Genomic DNA, 13,057 nt, shown 5'->3' on the forward strand with positions numbered 1-13,057 from the left:
CTGCCCACGGACAAGTCCGCGCGGCTGGCGCTGCGCACGCAGCAGGTGCTGGCGCACGAGACGGACGTGACCGCCACCGTCGACCCGTTCGCCGGCTCGTACGTGATCGAGAAGATGACCGACGACCTCGAGGCCGCCATCGTCGAACTGATGCAGAAGGTCGAGGACCTGGGCGGGGCGGTCGCCGCGATCGAGCACGGTTTCCAGAAGGGCGAGATCGAACGCAACGCCTACCGCATCGCCCAGCAGACCGACGCCGGCGAGCGGGTCGTGGTCGGCGTCAACCGCTTCCAGCTCGGCGAGGAAGAACCCTACGAACCACTCCGCGTCGACCCCGCCATCGAGGCCCAGCAGGCCGAACGCCTCGCCAAACTCCGGGCGTGGCGGGACGCTTCGCGCATCGACGAGGCGCTCACCCGGATGAGGAAGGCCGCCGAGGGCGACGACAACGTTCTCTACCCGATGAAGGACGCCCTCGCCGCCGGCGCCACCGTGGGCGAGGTGTGCCAGGTCCTCCGTGAACTGTGGGGCGCGCACAGCCCCGCCGACGTCTTCTGAGTCCGCCACGGCCAAGACGGGAAAGGCTGACACCAGCATGCACGACCAGATCAGGATCGTCGTGGCCAAGCCCGGCCTGGACGGCCACGACCGGGGCGCGAAGGTCGTCGCGCGGGCCCTGCGCGACGCCGGGATGGAGGTCGTCTACACCGGCCTGCATCAGACACCCGAGCAGATAGTGAACACCGCGATCCAGGAGGACGCCGGCTTCGTGGGCCTGTCCGTCCTCTCGGGCGCCCACATGACGGTCTTCCCGGCCGTGATCGCCCTGTTGCGGAAGCGGGACGCCACGGACATCGAGGTGTTCGGCGGCGGCATCATCCCGGACGCGGACATCGCGCCGCTGAAGGAACTGGGCGTGGCAGAGGTGTTCACCCCCGGGACGCCGACGGGCGAGATCGTGGGGTGGCTCCGCGACCGGGCGGCCGGAAAGGCCCGGACCTGACCCCGGCCCGTTCCGGCTCGCGGGCGCACACCGTGCGTACGGTGCGTACGGTGTGCGCCCGTCAGGGAACCTCCGCCTCGAAGAGGGCGGCGCAGCCGTGGACGGTGAGCTTGTGGACGGGGAAGCGGGCAGCCAGCTCGCTGCGCAGGTCCTCCAGCCGGTCCTCGGAGTTGTGCATCACACCGCGCCAGTTCCACGCCGAGAAGGCGACCCGGGCGGCGGGTCCCACGGGCACACCGCCGGTGAGCACGGTCGCCCCGAACAGGCGTCCGCCCGGACGCACGCAGGCCGCGACGTGGTCCAGCACCTTCGCCTTCTCACGGATGGTGCCGGGCACGCAGTGCAGCAGGAAGTTCAGGGACGCCGAGTCGAAGGACTTCCCCGGCAGCGGCAGGGGTTCCAGCGCGTTGGCCCGGACGGTGTCCACCTCGAAGCGGGCCAGCCGGGTGGCCGCGTGGTGCAGCGAGTGCTCGTTCAGGTCGGCCAGGGTGATGGCCTGCCGTGGCGCGTGGCAGTTGTCCAGGAAGTAGCCGGTGCCGACGCCCAGGTCCAGGTGCTTGGTCGAGACGTTGCGGTCGAACATGGCGACCACCTCGCGCACCGGGACGCGGAAGAGGAACCGGCAGTTGATCTTGAAGGCCACCATGTCGTACAGGGAGAGCGTCCACGGCCGGTACATGGCCGCGCCGGCGCGCACCTGGTCAGCGTGGGGCGAGGTCGTCACGGGGAACCTCCGGCCGCAGGGGGCGAATGCGTCGGGTTCTGACTATACGGGGCTCAAGTCACCGGATTTACGCGGCTCTTGGCACACCTGGTCCCAGTGCACCGTCCGGTCGCACCAGCGGTCCAGCAGCACCTGGTCATGGCCCACGGCCAGCAGTCCCGCGCCCGTCGCCTCGCGGTAGTCCTCGACCACTTTCACCAGGGCCGCCGTGGTGGACGCGTCCAGCATGGCGGTCATCTCGTCGCAGACGAGCCAGCGCGGGCGGAGCACCAACGCCCGGGCCAGGCAGGCGCGTTGGAGCTGGCCGTCGCTGACCTCGTGCGGGCGGCGGGTGAGCAGGTCGGGCGTCAGGCCCACCGTTCCTGCGAGCTCCGCGACGCGGTCCGGGGCCCGGTCGCGCCGGCCGGTGGCCCGCAGCGGCTCGGCGATCAGGTCGGCCAGGCGCAGCCGGGGGTCCGCGGAGAGGCGGGGCTGCTGGAAGACGACGCCGAAGGCGGTGCGCTGTTCGCGCGGGGCGCGGTGGCGCCAGCGGCGGACCGGGGTGCCGTCGAGGAGGAGTGTGCCGGAGTCGGGGCGGTGCAGGAGCGCCGCGACCCGGGCGAGCGTGGACTTGCCGCAGCCGCTGGGGCCGAGCAGGCCCATGGCCTCGCCGGGGGCGAGGGTCAGGGAGGCGTCCCGGACGACGGGGGCCCGCCGGTCGTATCCGGCGGTGATGGCGCGCAGTTCAAGCACGGGCGATCTCCGGGGTGGCGGCCGGGGCGGTCGTGACGGGGTGGTGGCAGGCGACGGATCCGGCCAGGGGCGGCAGGTCGGCGCAGGTGTCGTCGGCTCGTTGGCAGCGGGGGGCGAAGGCGCAGCCGGCGGGGAGGTCGCCGAGTTCCGGGGGCATCCCGGGGATCGGGGTGAAGGCCCGGTCGGGCAGGGCGTCCAGCAGGCCCCGGCTGTAGGGGTGGCGGGGGCCGGACGGGCCGAAGAAGGTGTCGGCGCCCGCGAGTTCGATGATGCGGCCCGCGTACATCACGGCCACGCGGTCGGCGATGCGTTCCGCCGCCACCAGGTCGTGGGTGATCAGCAGCAGGGCGCGGTCGCCGTCGGCGTCGACATGGCGGCGCAGTTCGTCGACGGTGCGGTCCACCAGGTCGCGGTCGAGGCCGGTGGTGGGTTCGTCGGCGAGCAGCAGGGGGGCGTCGCCGATCAGCGCGAGGGCGGTGGCCGCACGCTGGGCGAGGCCGCCGGAGAGTTCGTGCGGGTAGCGGTCGAGGTGGTCCGGCGGGAACGCGGCCCGCTCCGCGGCCTGCTCGGCGGCGTCGCGCAGGGCCGGCCGGCCGCGTACGCCGGTCAGTTCGGCGACCGTCTCCTCCATCTGGGAGCGGATGGTCCGCACGGGTGTGAGGTGCGCGGCGGGGCTCTGCGGGATCAGGCCGATACGGCGGCCCCGCACCCTGCGGGCGAGGGTGCGCTCGTCGGCGGTGAGCAGATCGAGGTCGCCGAGCCGTGCGCTGCCTGCGGTCTCGGCGTTGGCGGGGAGCAGCCCGAGCAGGGCGGAGGCGAGCACGGACTTGCCGCAGCCGCTCTCCCCGATCAGGGCGAGGCACTCCCCCGGTGCCACGTCGAAGTGCGCGTCGGTGACGGCGGCGATCCGCCGCCCGCCCGGCATCAGGAACCGCACCGACAGGTCACGCACCGCCAGCACGGGAGTACGCCCGCTCACAGCATCAGCTCCGATCGTCGCCTGGGGTTGATCCGCTCGCGCCAGACACCCGCGAGGCCGGCGATCGCGAGGGTCGGGACGATGAGGAACAGCCCGGGGAAGAGGGTCGGCCACCACTGGCCGGCCAGCAGGGAGCCGCGGGCGCTCTGGATGAGCGTGCCGAGGCTGGCCGTGTGGGTGGGCAGGCCGAGGCCGAGGAAGGACAGCGCCGATTCGTGCCACATGGCGTGCGGCACCATCAGGACGGCCGCCAGGCCCGCCTGCGGCAGCACCCCGGGCAGCAGGTGCCGTACGGCGACCCGCCACCGTGACGCGCCGCCCGAGACGGCGGCGTCGATGTACGGGCGGGAGCGCAGCGACAGGACCTCGGCGCGGACGATGCGGGCCGTGGACAGCCAGTGGGTGAGGGCGACCGAGATCACGACGGGCCAGACGCCGGGCCGGAACATGGCGACGATGAAGATGCCGAGCAGCAGGTGCGGCACGGAGGACACGGTGTCGACCAGGCGCATCACGGCGCGGTCGACCCAGCCGCCGAGCGCCCCCGCGGTGGCTCCGACCGCGGTGCCGAGCACGGTGGCGGTGAGCGCCGCCACCACGCCGACGAGGAGGGAGACCCTGAGGCCGTAGACGCAGCGCAGGAGCAGGTCCCGGCCCACGTCGTCCGTGCCGAAGGGGTGGTCCCAGCTGGGCGGCAGGAGTTTGGCGGCCAGGTCGACGGCCTGCTGGTCGAGCCGGACCAGCGGCGGGACGAGCAGCACCGCGAGGACGGTCACGCCGACCAGGGCGGCACAGGTGCGCAGGCGCAGCGCATGGGTGGAGCGGCGGGCGGTGCCGTGGCCCCGCCACGCCGGCTTCCCGGCGGTCGTGTCAGCCATGGCGATCACATCTCACTGAGCTTCACCCTCGGGTCGATCAGTCCGTACAGCAGGTCGGCGAGGAGGTTCCCGGCGAGGACGGCGGCGGTGGCGAGGGTCGTCAGCGCGGCGAGCAGCGGGAAGTCGACGGCGGTGGCCGCCTCGACGGTGGCCGCGGCGATGCCGGGCCAGCTGAAGACGCTCTCCACCAGCAGGGCGCCCGTGATGAGTTCGGGGACGCGGGAGCCGATGAGGGTGAGCACCGGCAGCAGTCCGGAGCGCAGGGCGTGGCCGAGCAGGACGGTGCGTTCGCTGACGCCGCGCGCTCGTGCGCCGCGTACCGGGTCCTCGGCGAGTGCGTCGCCGACGCCCTGGCGGACGTACAGCGTGAACCAGGGCAGCTGGGAGACGGCGAGGACACCGGCGGGGAGCAGCAGGTGGCTCAGCACCTGCCCGGCGGTGACCTGTTCGCTGGCGGTGTCGGTGAGGCCGCCGGCCGGCAGGACGTCCAGTTTCAGGGCGAACAGCCAGACGGCGAGCAGCGCGATCCAGAAGACCGGCGCGGCCTCCAGCGCGTAGGCGAGCGAGGTGACCGTGCGGTCGACCACCGAGCCCGGCCGGCGGGCCGCGAGGACGCCGAGCAGCGTGCCGAGCAGCACGGCGGCGGCGAACGCGACGGCGCACAGCAGCGTCGACCACACCAGCCGTTCGCCGATCACCTCGGCCACCGGCTGCCGCATCACGCTGGACTGGCCGAGGTCGCCGGTGACCGCGCTGGTCAGCCAGTCCCACCAGCGGACCGCGAACGGCCGGTCCACGCCGAGGTTCTCCCGCAGCCGGTCCAGGGTCTCCTGGTCGGCGCCGAGCGCGGCGGTGCCCGCGTAGGCCTTGACCGGGTCGAAGGGGGAGGCGGCGGCGATCGCGAACACGCCGAAGGTGACGACGAGGAGAACGGGCACGGCGAGCAGGGCCCGCCGTGCCACGAGCCGGCCCATCGGTCCCCAGGGCAGCCGCGTGGGCGGGCGGACCGGCCGGGACGGGGGCGCCGCCTTGGTCACGGAGGTCACTTCTTCGGCTGCCAGTCCTCGACGTTCCACCAGGGGCCGCTGGCGAAGCCGTGCTCGTGCGGTTCGACCTGGGTGGTCAGCCCGTCCCAGCGGTCGGCGAGGACGTACATGTGGTCGATGTGGGTGAGGAAGGTGTAGCCGGGGTTCTTCACCAGCTCGCGCTGGAGGGTGTCGTAGGCGGCCTTGCGGTCCTTCTGGTCCTGGCTGCGGCGGCCGGTGTCGAGGGCCCGGTCGACGGAGGGGTTGTCGTAGCGGGCCATGTTGTTGAAGCCGTCGCCGGCGAGGGAGGAGTGCAGCAGGGTGTAGAGGCCGAAGTCGGGGTCGCCGGTGCTGCCGTAGCCCGCGAGGACGGCGTCGTGCTTCATGCGGGGCTCGATGACCTCCCAGCCGGCGCTCTCCACCTTCACGTCGATGCCGGCCTTCTTGGCGTCGGAGGCGTAGGCGAGGGCGTGGTCCTGGCGGACCTTGTCACCAGCCGGGTAGTAGAGCGTGAAGGCGGCGCGGCGGCCGTCCTTGGCGCGGATGCCGTCCTTGCCGGCCTTCCAGCCGGCCTCGTCCAGGATCTTCTTCGCCTGGCTGAGGTTCTGGAGGCGGTCGGTGCCCTTGGCGTACCAGGGGTCGTCCAGGGGCAGCGGGCCGTAGGCGGGGCGGCCGGCGCCGTCGAGGATCTGCTCGACCATGGCCTCGCGGTCGACGGCGAGGTCGAGGGCGCGGCGGATCGCGGTGTCGCCGGTGACCTTGCCGGCGGTGGGGAGGGTGACGGCGCGGAAGTCGTAGGTGGTGGCCTGGTAGGTCTTCCTGCTGTCGTCGTTCTCGAAGGTGGCGGCGAGGTTGGGCGGGAGGACCGCGCCGTCGAGGTCGCCGGAGCGCAGGCGGGTGGCGCGGACGTCGTCGTCGGCGATGATCGCCATGGTGAGCTTTTTCACCTTCGGCTCGCCGCCCCAATAGTCCGGGTTGGCCTTGAAGGTGAGCTTCTCGCCCTTGCTCCAGCCGGTGAGGACGTACGGTCCGGTGCCTATCGGCTCGGTGTTGAAGGAGCCGGTGTTGGGGTTCTGCTCGCCGGCGATGTGCTCGGGGACGATGGGCAGGACGGTGCGGGCGGCGAACGCGGCGTAGGGGTACTTGAGCGTGAAGACGACCTGCTTCTCGCCCTTGGCCGTGACGTCCTCGATGGCGTCGAGTTCGCTCTTGGCGGTGTTGTTGGTCTTGTCGTCGAGGACCGTCTCGTACGTGTAGACCACGTCGTCGGCGGTGAGGGGTTCGCCGTCGCTGAACTTCACGCCCTCGCGCAGGGTGAAGGTGTAGGTGCGGCCGCCGTCGCCGACCTCGGGCAGCGCCTTGGCTAGGGCGGGCTTCAGTTTCAGGCCGGCGTCGCGGGCGAGCAGCCCGTCGAAGATCTTGGAGTTGCCGTCCTTGCCGTAGCCGAGCAGCGGGCTGAGGGTGTCCGGCTCGGAGGCGACACCGATCACCACGGAGTCGGCGGAGGCACCGGCGTCCGCCGCGCCGCCGCCCGGCGCCGAGCAGGCGGCGACCGCGCCGGCCAGCGCGGCGGCGAGGGCGGCACTCGTTGTTCGTCGGGCCCGTCGGGTCGTCATCGAACCTCACATCACTGGCGTGCGCTGTCACCGCGCACTGCTGCCTGAAAATCGTTGTTGCATATTAATTGCAGCAAGGGCCTACCCATGACCACCGGCCCGCAGTCCTCGCTGCGACGGCCCGTGCGCCGGGTGTCAAGTCCGCAGGTGTGCGCCGGGTCACGAGCCGCCGGGCGCCGTTCGCGCGCCCCCTGTGGCCGCTTGTCACCGGGCCGCGGCGGGCACTACTGTCACCACGCCTTGGTGACGGGAAACCGGTGAAGTACCGGTGCGGCCCTCGCCACTGTGATCGGGAAGTCCGGCTCCAGTCCTCGCGGACAGCCACTGGGTCTCTTGCGGACCCGGGAAGGCGGAGTACGGGCGGTGGTACCCGTCAGCCAGGAGACCGGCCAAGGCGCGTCAACCATCCACGAGGTGCTGGAGAGGGTCTGCTGAGCCATGCACATAGCCGAGGGTTTTCTGCCTCCGGCGCACGCGGTCGCCTGGGGCGCCGCATCGGCGCCGTTCGTGATCCACGGAGCCCGGTCGCTCATCCGTGAAGTGAGGGAACATCCCGAGAGCACACTGCTGCTGGGCGCGTCGGGAGCGTTCACCTTCGTCCTGTCCGCGCTGAAACTGCCGTCGGTGACCGGGAGTTGCTCCCACCCCACCGGCACCGGCCTGGGCGCGATCCTGTTCCGGCCGCCGGTGATGGCGGTGCTCGGCACCATCACCCTGTTGTTCCAGGCGCTGCTGCTCGCCCACGGCGGGCTCACCACCCTCGGCGCCAACGTCTTCTCGATGGCGATCGCCGGCCCGTGGGCCGGATACGCCGTCTACAGGCTGCTGCGCCGCTTCGACGTGCCGCTGATGGTGGCGGTGTTCTTCGGCGCGTTCGTCGCCGACCTGTCGACGTACTGCGTGACCAGCGTGCAGCTGGCGCTCGCCTTCCCCGACCCGGGCAGCGGATTCGTGGGCGCACTCGGCAAGTTCGGCTCCGTCTTCGCCGTGACGCAGATCCCGCTGGCGGTCAGCGAGGGGCTGCTGACCGTGCTGGTGATGCGGATGCTGGTGCAGTCCAGCAAGGGTGAACTGACCCGGCTGGGCGTGCTGCTGACCGAGGCGGGGTCCTCCCGGACCGCGGGGCAGGAGGCGGTGACCCGATGAAGCGCAGCACGAGGATCAACGCGCTGCTGCTGCTCGCGGTGGCCGCGCTCGCGGTGATCCCGCTGGTGTTCGGGCTCGGCGACCACAAGGAGGAGCCGTTCACCGGGGCCGACGCGGAGGCGGAGACCGCGATCACCGAGCTCGACCCGGACTACGAACCGTGGTTCTCGCCGCTGTACGAACCCCCGTCCGGCGAGATCGAGTCGGCCCTCTTCGCCCTCCAGGCGGCCATCGGCGCGGGCGTCCTCGCGTACTACTTCGGCCTGCGACGGGGCCGCCGCCAGGGCGAGGCGAGGGCACTGACCCGTGCGAAGCGTGAGGAGGGCGCCGGGACCGGCGCGGATCACAGCGCCGGGACCCGCGCGGGCGACAGCGCCGGCACCGGCGTGAGTGACGGCACGGAGACCCGCTCGGATGACGACACCGAGGCCCAGCCGGATACCGGCACCAAGGCCCACACGGGCGACAGCACCGAGGCCCGCGCGGGTGACAGCACCGGGGCAGGCGCGGACGGCGGCTCCGAAGCCCGCTCGGGCGACAGCACCGGGGCACCCGCGGACGGCGGCTCCGAAGCCCGCTCGGGCGACAGCGCCGGGTCGAGGGCGAAGGACCACACCGAAGCCCGCGCGGCTGACCACACCAAGGTCCCCACGGACGACAACGCCGAGGCCCGCGCGGACGGAGGCTCCGAGACCCACGCGGATGACGACACCGAGGCCCACGCGGGCGACAGCACCGGGGCACCCGCGGACGGCGGCTCCGAAGCCCGCTCGGGCGACAGCACCGGGTCAAGGGCGAAGGACCGCACCGAAGCCCGCGCGGCTGACCACACCAAGGTCCCCACGGACGACAACGCCGAGGCCCGCGCGGACGGAGGCGCCGAGGCCCGCGCGGACGGAGGCGCCGAGGCCCACGCGGATGACGGCACCAAGGCCCGCGCAGGTGAGAGCACCGGGGCACCCGCGGATGGCGGCTCCGAGGCCCACGCAGGCGACAGCGCAGGGGCCCGCGCGGCTGGCAGCGCCGGGGCACGCGCTGATGGTGGCTCCGAGGCCACCGCAGGTGACGGTGCCGAGGCTGCTCCGTCCCGGTTGCGGAGTTGACCGGGCGTGCTTCCGATCGACGTGGCGGCGCACAGCAGTCGCTGGCGCCGTCGGCATCCTGTGGACAAAGCGGTGCTCGGGCTCGGGCTCACCGTGCTCGCCATCTCGCTGCCACCCTGGCCGGGCGCGGCCCTGGTGATCGTGGCCGCGCTCGCGGTGCTGCTCGGTCCGGCAGGGGTGCCGGGGCGGCGGCTGTGGCGGGCGTACCGGGTGCCGTTGGGCTTCTGCGTCACCGGGGCGCTCACGCTGCTCGTGCAGGTGGGCGGACCCGGCGGTTTCGTGTCCCTCGCCGACGACGGGCCGCTGCGCGCCGGTGAGTTGCTGCTGCGCACGTCGGCCGCCTCGCTCGGCGTGCTGCTGTTCGCCTTCACCACCCCGATGTCCGACCTGCTGCCCCGCCTGGTGCGGGCCGGCGTGCCCGCGCCCCTCGTCGACGTGGCGCTGGTGACGTACCGCATGAGCTTCCTGCTGCTGGACTCCGTGCGCCGGATCCGCGAGGCGCAGGCGGCCCGGCTCGGGCACACCACCCGCGCGGCGACCTGGCGTTCCCTCGGCGGGCTCGGCGCCACCGCGTTCGTCCGGTCCTTCGACCGGGCGGCCCGGCTCCACACCGGACTCGCCGGACGCGGCTACGACGGCACCCTGCGCGTCCTGGTCCCCGAGGCGAGGGTGTCCGTCCGTTTCACCGCCGCGAGCCTCGCCCTGCTGGCGGCGCTGGCCGTCCTCACCGTCGTACTGGAAAGGCCGTTGTCGTGACCGAGCAGCCCCTGGTCGCCCTGCGGGGCGCGTCGTTCGCGTACGAGGACGGTCCGGCCGTCCTCACCGGCCTCGACTTCGAGGTGCGCGAGGGGCGCGCGCTGGCGCTGCTGGGGCGCAACGGCAGCGGCAAGACGACGCTGATGCGGCTGCTCAGCGGTGGACTGCGCCCGAGCGAAGGGGAGTTGACGGTCGAGGGACGTCCCGTGCGGTACGACCGGAAGGGGCTGACCCGGCTGCGGACGACCGTGCAGCTGGTGGTGCAGGACCCCGACGACCAGCTGTTCGCCGCGTCCGTCGGCCAGGACGTGTCGTTCGGGCCGCTCAACCTCAATCTGCCGGACGACGAGGTGCGCGCCCGGGTGGACGAGGCGCTCGCCGCGCTCGACATCTCCGCGCTCGCCGACCGGCCCACGCACCTGCTGTCCTACGGGCAGCGCAAACGGACCGCGATCGCGGGCGCCGTCGCCATGCGGCCCCGGGTGCTGATCCTGGACGAGCCGACGGCGGGCCTCGATCCCGACGGCCAGGAGAGGCTGCTCGCCACGCTCGACCGTCTGCGCGCCGGCGGTACGACCGTGGTGATGGCGACCCACGACGTGGACCTGGCCCTGCGCTGGGCCGACGACACCGCGCTGCTCACCCCGTCGGGTGCGCGGACCGGCCCGGCGGCGGACATGCTGGCCCGCACCGACCTGCTCGCGGCGGCGGGGCTTCGGCTGCCGTGGGGCGTGGCGGTGGGGCAGCTGCTGCGTGCGCACGGGTGGCCGGCGGCGAACGCCGCTCCCCGGACGCCGGAGGAGCTGGCCGCGCTGTCCGCGGCTCACCTGGCGGACACGGAAGGCTGACGAGGGCGAGCCCTCACGGCGGTTCCGGTGCCGGACACCTGCCGGTGCCCGGCACCGGAACCGTCCCCCGTGCTCCCCGCGCCCCATGGTGCCCGCTTCCGGCGCCGCCGCGCATTGCCGGTTTCCGGCAGTGTTCATTAGGGTCTGCATGCCGGTGTGACGCCAGGAACGCGTCAGGAACGCGTCAGGGAGGCGTCAGGATTCCGGGGAACGCGGGGTGACAGGGGCGGCATGACGGAGCGGGAGATTCCGGAGCAGTACCTCGACGGGTACGCCCGTCTCCTCGCCGACGTGGCGGCCACCGGCCGGCGCCTCACGCGGGACGAGATCGCCGCCCGGCGCGCCCTGGGCGAGCGTGCCGCGGAGGCGGGCCACGGGCTGCGCGCCCTGGTCAGCGCCCATCTGTCCGCCGCCCGCGCGGCCTGGCCGCGCGACTGCGACTCCGTCGAGGGCGCGCTCGCGGCCGTCCAGCAGGCGGTGGACGCCTTCGCGGAGGGCTACGAACGGGCCCAGCGGCTGGCGGTGCGGCAGGAGGTGGCGGCCCGCCGCGAGTTCATCGACGACCTGCTCTACGGCCGCAGCGACCTGGGCCGGCTCGCCGAACGCGCCGAGCGCTTCGGCCTGCGCCTGTCCCACGCGCACGCCGTGGCGGTCGCCCGCGGTCCCGCCGCCTACGACGAGGGCGACCCGGTCCCCCGCCAGGTGGAGCGCGCGCTGATCAGCCGCTTCGGTGACCGCAACGTGCTGCTCACGACCAAGGACGGCCGGCTGCTGTGCATCGCGCCCGGGCACCAGAGCGAGGTGCTCACCCACTTCGCCAAGCAGGCGCACGCCGCCACCGACGGCGGCCAGGTCGCCATCGGCCGCGCGCAGACCGGGCCGGGCGGTGTGGTGCAGTCCTACGAAGAGGCCCTGAGCTCGCTGGAGATCGCGGGCCGGCTGGGCCTGGACGCGCCGGTGCTGCACGCCGCCGACCTCCTGGTCTACCCCGTGCTGGCCCGTGACCGGCAGGCCATGACCGACCTCGTGCACCACACCCTGGGCCCGCTCACCGCCGCCCGCGGCGGCGCCCGGCCGCTCCTCGACACCCTGACCGCGTACTTCGACGCCGGTTGCGTCGCGGCCGAGACGGCCAGGCGGTTGTCGCTGAGCGTGCGGGCCCTGACCTACCGCCTGGAGCGCATCCACAAACTCACCGGCGCCAACCCCGCCGACCCCGCCCAGCGCTACACGCTCCAGACGGCGGTCATCGGCGCACGTCTGCTGGACTGGCCGCCCGGCGGGGAGTGAACGCGGCGGACCCGGCCCCGTCGTCCGTCAGCCGTTCGTCAGCTTGACGTCCTGGCGCGCGACGACGTGGATCACGGGCAGCGGGAGGCCGCCGAAGGAGCGCAGTTCGGTGACCGTGGCCTCGACGTCCGCCGCACCGGCCTCGACGGCACCGGCTGGCACGGACCCCGTGTTCTTCCAGGCGTGCACCCGCCCGTCGCACACGGCCCGGGTGCCGCCGACGCCGTAGCGGACCGTGGACGACGCGCCCTGGCGCACGGAGGAGCTGACGAAGACGGGGCCGGTGGCGCCGGTGCAGCGGTAGGTGCCGGACAGGGTGACCGTGCCGTCGGCGGCGATCCGGCCCACGGTGTTCACCGTGACGGTCTCGCCGGGCGCGGCCGACGCCGCTGCCGAGGGGGCCGCGACGGCTCCCGTGCCGAGCAGCAGGAGCGCCGCGGCGGCCGCGGCGGTGAGGGCGGGGCGTACAGGCATGGGGAAGCCTCCCGTAAGAGAGCGGAATGGGGGTCCTCCAGCTGTACCCGGCGGCCGGGTTCCCGACCGTGCGGCTCACCCCTTCGGCGGCACGTCCGTACCGGCCGTCGGGGAACGGTCCCGGGACTGTCAGGAAGCTGTCACGCTTCCCGGCAAGCTGTTCCGATGAGTTCACGGCGGGCGCATGGTCTATCCGTACGACCCATTCGGATCGTCACCGATGTGGAGGTGCGCCATGTGTGCCCACCAGCCTTCCTGCCCCCGCACCGACTCCCCGGCCCCGCACGTGGTGGCCGCCCATCCCGAACAGGGCTGGAACCTGCTGTGCGACGGCGCGATCGTCTTCGACGACACCGGCGAACTGCTGCCCGACGGCCGCGTGATCGCCCCCCACCGCGCCCCGGCCGCCCGCCTCGTCGTCGCCGCCTGACCGCTGCCGCTGAGCCCGGGCCACCCCGGCCCCCGGCTCCGAGTCCACGACCG

General features: G+C 73.4%; 15 protein-coding genes and 1 riboswitch. Of the genes, 8 read left to right on the forward strand and 7 right to left on the reverse strand.

All coding sequences use genetic code 11. The annotated features are described in order from the left end of the window. Together AB0412_RS28415 and AB0412_RS28420 are read left to right on the forward strand one after the other, a co-directional pair. The coding region (locus AB0412_RS28415; protein ID WP_366405444.1) for a methylmalonyl-CoA mutase family protein at positions 1 to 558 on the forward strand (558 nt) is incomplete at its 5' end. A gap of 37 nt (positions 559 to 595) precedes the next feature. Continuing rightward, positions 596 to 1,003 carry a cobalamin B12-binding domain-containing protein gene (locus AB0412_RS28420; protein WP_366405445.1) on the forward strand — a complete coding sequence of 136 codons (408 nt, stop codon included), beginning with the start codon at positions 596 to 598 and terminating at the stop codon, positions 1,001 to 1,003. Positions 1,004 to 1,064: 61 nt separating this feature from the next. Here the strand turns inward: AB0412_RS28420 and AB0412_RS28425 are convergent, their stop codons facing one another. From AB0412_RS28425 to AB0412_RS28450, 6 genes are all read right to left on the reverse strand, one after another. Beyond that, complete coding sequence (locus AB0412_RS28425; protein WP_366405446.1) at positions 1,065 to 1,727, reverse strand: class I SAM-dependent methyltransferase; 663 nt, start codon at positions 1,725 to 1,727, stop codon at positions 1,065 to 1,067. A 42-nt stretch (positions 1,728 to 1,769) separates the two neighbouring features. Continuing rightward, entirely contained in the window at positions 1,770 to 2,459 is a 690-nt protein-coding gene (locus AB0412_RS28430; RefSeq protein WP_366405447.1) for an ATP-binding cassette domain-containing protein, read from the reverse strand. After that, positions 2,452 to 3,438 (reverse strand): ABC transporter ATP-binding protein, encoded by a 987-nt coding sequence (locus AB0412_RS28435; protein WP_366405448.1) that lies wholly within the window; start codon positions 3,436 to 3,438, stop codon positions 2,452 to 2,454. Before AB0412_RS28435 ends, AB0412_RS28430 begins: the two co-directional genes overlap by 8 nt. Continuing rightward, positions 3,435 to 4,316 (reverse strand): ABC transporter permease, encoded by an 882-nt coding sequence (locus AB0412_RS28440; RefSeq protein WP_366405449.1) that lies wholly within the window; start codon positions 4,314 to 4,316, stop codon positions 3,435 to 3,437. The genes AB0412_RS28435 and AB0412_RS28440 overlap by 4 nt, the downstream gene beginning before the upstream one ends. A gap of 5 nt (positions 4,317 to 4,321) precedes the next feature. Further along, the gene (locus tag AB0412_RS28445; RefSeq protein WP_366405546.1) at positions 4,322 to 5,290 is read right to left on the reverse strand and encodes an ABC transporter permease; all 969 of its coding nucleotides are present in this window, start codon (positions 5,288 to 5,290) and stop codon (positions 4,322 to 4,324) included. A 68-nt stretch (positions 5,291 to 5,358) separates the two neighbouring features. Then, entirely contained in the window at positions 5,359 to 6,957 is a 1,599-nt protein-coding gene (locus tag AB0412_RS28450; protein WP_366405450.1) for an ABC transporter substrate-binding protein, read from the reverse strand. Between the two features lie 224 nt (positions 6,958 to 7,181). Then, a riboswitch (cobalamin riboswitch) is annotated at positions 7,182 to 7,366 on the forward strand. 29 nt (positions 7,367 to 7,395) lie between these two features. On the opposite strand from AB0412_RS28450, the gene AB0412_RS28455 reads away from it, so the two are divergent. From AB0412_RS28455 to AB0412_RS28475, 5 genes are all read left to right on the forward strand, one after another. Further along, positions 7,396 to 8,103 (forward strand): energy-coupling factor ABC transporter permease, encoded by a 708-nt coding sequence (locus AB0412_RS28455; protein WP_366405451.1) that lies wholly within the window; start codon positions 7,396 to 7,398, stop codon positions 8,101 to 8,103. Next, on the forward strand, positions 8,100 to 9,206 hold the full coding sequence (locus AB0412_RS28460; RefSeq protein WP_366405452.1) for an energy-coupling factor ABC transporter substrate-binding protein: 1,107 nt from the start codon (positions 8,100 to 8,102) through the stop codon (positions 9,204 to 9,206). The genes AB0412_RS28455 and AB0412_RS28460 overlap by 4 nt, the downstream gene beginning before the upstream one ends. 6 nt (positions 9,207 to 9,212) lie before the next feature. Further along, positions 9,213 to 9,962: a cobalt ECF transporter T component CbiQ gene (gene cbiQ / locus AB0412_RS28465; RefSeq protein ID WP_366405453.1), complete on the forward strand. Its 750-nt coding sequence runs from the start codon at positions 9,213 to 9,215 to the stop codon at positions 9,960 to 9,962. Further along, on the forward strand, positions 9,959 to 10,810 hold the full coding sequence (locus AB0412_RS28470; protein WP_366405454.1) for an ATP-binding cassette domain-containing protein: 852 nt from the start codon (positions 9,959 to 9,961) through the stop codon (positions 10,808 to 10,810). Before cbiQ ends, AB0412_RS28470 begins: the two co-directional genes overlap by 4 nt. A gap of 231 nt (positions 10,811 to 11,041) precedes the next feature. Then, on the forward strand, positions 11,042 to 12,100 hold the full coding sequence (locus tag AB0412_RS28475; protein ID WP_366405455.1) for a helix-turn-helix domain-containing protein: 1,059 nt from the start codon (positions 11,042 to 11,044) through the stop codon (positions 12,098 to 12,100). A gap of 27 nt (positions 12,101 to 12,127) precedes the next feature. Here the strand turns inward: AB0412_RS28475 and AB0412_RS28480 are convergent, their stop codons facing one another. Then, the gene (locus tag AB0412_RS28480; protein ID WP_366405456.1) at positions 12,128 to 12,574 is read right to left on the reverse strand and encodes a DUF6299 family protein; all 447 of its coding nucleotides are present in this window, start codon (positions 12,572 to 12,574) and stop codon (positions 12,128 to 12,130) included. Between the two features lie 235 nt (positions 12,575 to 12,809). Between AB0412_RS28480 and AB0412_RS28485 the strand changes: the two genes are divergently transcribed. Next, the gene (locus AB0412_RS28485; protein ID WP_366405457.1) at positions 12,810 to 13,004 is read left to right on the forward strand and encodes a DUF5999 family protein; all 195 of its coding nucleotides are present in this window, start codon (positions 12,810 to 12,812) and stop codon (positions 13,002 to 13,004) included. The last annotated feature ends 53 nt before the right edge of the window (positions 13,005 to 13,057 follow it).

It is taken from the genome of Streptomyces sp. NPDC052012, from assembly GCF_040689265.1.
Classification (GTDB): Bacteria; Actinomycetota; Actinomycetes; order Streptomycetales; family Streptomycetaceae; genus Streptomyces.

What these genes read in the sequence shown, in the direction of transcription:
- AB0412_RS28450 (WP_366405450.1), bottom strand. Translation starts at nt 6,957, where the DNA reads ATGACGACCCGACGGGCCCGACGAACAACGAGTGCCGCCCTCGCCGCC.
- AB0412_RS28455 (WP_366405451.1), top strand. Translation starts at nt 7,396, where the DNA reads ATGCACATAGCCGAGGGTTTTCTGCCTCCGGCGCACGCGGTCGCCTGG.
- AB0412_RS28475 (WP_366405455.1), top strand. Translation starts at nt 11,042, where the DNA reads ATGACGGAGCGGGAGATTCCGGAGCAGTACCTCGACGGGTACGCCCGT.
- AB0412_RS28440 (WP_366405449.1), bottom strand. Translation starts at nt 4,316, where the DNA reads ATGGCTGACACGACCGCCGGGAAGCCGGCGTGGCGGGGCCACGGCACC.
- AB0412_RS28480 (WP_366405456.1), bottom strand. Translation starts at nt 12,574, where the DNA reads ATGCCTGTACGCCCCGCCCTCACCGCCGCGGCCGCCGCGGCGCTCCTG.
- AB0412_RS28445 (WP_366405546.1), bottom strand. Translation starts at nt 5,290, where the DNA reads ATGGGCCGGCTCGTGGCACGGCGGGCCCTGCTCGCCGTGCCCGTTCTC.
- AB0412_RS28420 (WP_366405445.1), top strand. Translation starts at nt 596, where the DNA reads ATGCACGACCAGATCAGGATCGTCGTGGCCAAGCCCGGCCTGGACGGC.
- AB0412_RS28485 (WP_366405457.1), top strand. Translation starts at nt 12,810, where the DNA reads ATGTGTGCCCACCAGCCTTCCTGCCCCCGCACCGACTCCCCGGCCCCG.
- AB0412_RS28460 (WP_366405452.1), top strand. Translation starts at nt 8,100, where the DNA reads ATGAAGCGCAGCACGAGGATCAACGCGCTGCTGCTGCTCGCGGTGGCC.